At 69.3% G+C, this 2,311-nt stretch carries 1 protein-coding gene; it reads left to right on the forward strand.

The features are described 5' to 3' along the window. The coding region (locus RFM98_RS31080) for a shikimate kinase (protein ID WP_320312281.1) at positions 1 to 2,311 on the forward strand (2,311 nt) is incomplete at both ends.

The raw sequence follows: 2,311 nt of genomic DNA on the forward strand, positions 1-2,311 counted from the left end.
CTGGCGTCAGCGCCGCCGCCGGCGCGCTGTTTCCCGAGCTTGCCGAATCCTATCCGGCAGCCGCGGACGCCAGGGAGCGCGTCGAGCTCCTGCTCGACCACTGCCGGGCGCGCATCGATCCGCGGCCCGACGGCTACAACCCGCACGATCTGCATGAAAGCGCCATCAACCTGTTGAGCGTCGGCATCAAGGTCGGCACCGACGCCTACAAGTCCGACACCGGGGCGCGGCTGTTCATGAAGAAGAGCGCCGATCTGCAGCGGCTCCTGCAGCAGGTCCCGGGCCTGAAGCCGGCGCCCTATGTCAAGGCGCTGGCGGCAACGCTGCACCAGGGCCGCTTCGACGTCGACGCCAGCCTGGCGGATCTGAAGGACAATCCGACACTGGCGGCCTCGGTCATGGAGGCCTCGATCAAGCTTGCCGCCGCGAACGGCATCCTGCCCAGCCCCTTGGACGTCGCGGCAGCCGACGACCCCGCCGCCACGATCACGCTGAGCCGCGAGCAGGCCCTGGAGCACGCCAGGCGCGCAGCCCAGCGCGCCGCGGCGGAGGAAGGCGCCATCACCGCGACCGCGCAGGCGGTCGCCGCGCTTTTGCGGCAGGCCGGCATCGAGGTGACCATGCCGCATCTCGAGCAGCGCCTGCGCGGGCGCTCCTCGATGGCCGACGGGCTCACCGGCCAGAGCGTGAGCGCCGCGCCCGAGGCCCAGCTGCTCACCAATGCGGTGCGCCATGTCTTCGAGATCCCGGACGCGGCCCTGACGCGCGCCTTCAAGACGGCCGTGCTGGCCTTCGAGGAGCGCGGCTACAGCGAGGTCGAGACAACCAACTGGTTCAGGATGCGCACGCCGAGCTTCCTCGCCATCCGCACCGTGTTCAGCACCCCGCAGGGCTATCGCTTCGAGGCCGAGTTCCATACGCCGGCCAGCTACCGGGCCAAGCTCGCCAACCACGACCTCTACAAGCAGATCGGCTGGCTGCGGCGGCATCCCGGGCCGGACGCCGAGCAAAAGGCCGACGAGCTCGTGCAGAGCGTGCGGGACAGATGCCTCGAGGTCGCCATTCCCCCTGACGCCTCCAGCATCCCCCACTGGGGCTCGGCGGGCCACAGCCGGTCGCGGTCGGCTGGGACCTCCAGGTTGGCCACCGCCGACCGGGCAAGCCAGCCCGCGGCCGCCAGCTCGCCGCAGGCCGGCGCGATCATAGCCGCCCTCGGCATGCGCCCGGTGGTGCTGGTCGGCATGCCGAGCAGCGGCAAGTCGACCATCGGCCGCGAGCTTGCCGGCAAGCTGGGGGTGAAGTTTGTCGACACCGACAAGGAAATCGTGCGCAAGCACGGCAATCTGAGCGATCTGTTCGCGCGCCAGGGCGAGGCCCACTTCAGACAGCTGGAGGCCGAAGAGCTCGCCAAGCAGCTGGAGAAGGGGCCGATCGTCATCGCAACCGGCGGCGGCGGCTTCATCGAGCCCAACAATCGAGCCCTGATCGGCGAGAAGGCGGTGTCGGTCTGGCTCGACACCAACCCGCAAGTGATCCGCAGGCGCCTCAGGAACGACACCAGCCGGCCGCTGCTGCAAGGCCCCGACGGCGAGCAGAAGCTAAGCCGCATGTTCGACGAGCGCCGGCCGCTCTACCAACAGGCCGATATCACGGTGGTGCCGCCCTCCGCAAAGGACAAGGAGAACGCCGAGCCTTGCGTGAAGGCGCTCCACGCCTACCTGTGCGGCGGCGAGGACGCAGCCGCACAGACCCTTGCCAACGAGACCCCTGCTAACGAGACACATACCAACGAGACACAGGCCAACGAGGCGCCTGCTCCTGAGACGCCCGCCGCTGCCGAGACGCCCGCCGCTGCCGGGACATCAGCCATCTCCGACGCTCCCGGCATCGCAGTCGACGTGCCACCTGGCGTTCGGCCGACCGAGCGCCAGGCAGCCGGGCTTCGCCCGGTAGCCGCTGCAGCGCATCGGCTGGCGCTTGGCGCCACCCAATGGCTCCTGGACGACCATATCACGGCCGATTACGCGCTGCTTGGCGAGGCCTTGAACGGGGCCAGTCCCGACATCGCCGCCCGGATCCGATTGGTCGAGCCTTCGGTGACCCATCTGTTGCGCATGACCGAAGACGAGGCCGAAGCGGCCGCCATCTTCCACGGCATCGCCGGCGGCGGGGGCAATTTGGCGGACGCCAGGACCGACTTCGTGTTCCTTCCCCTCAACAATGCCGCGCTTGGCGAGCAGGGCACCCACTGGTCGCTGCTGTTTGTCGATCTGCGCGGCTCCCAGCCGCTCGCCTCTCATTACGACTCCTC

It is taken from the genome of Mesorhizobium australafricanum (genome assembly GCF_033977265.1).
Classification (GTDB): domain Bacteria; phylum Pseudomonadota; class Alphaproteobacteria; order Rhizobiales; family Rhizobiaceae; genus Mesorhizobium; species Mesorhizobium australafricanum.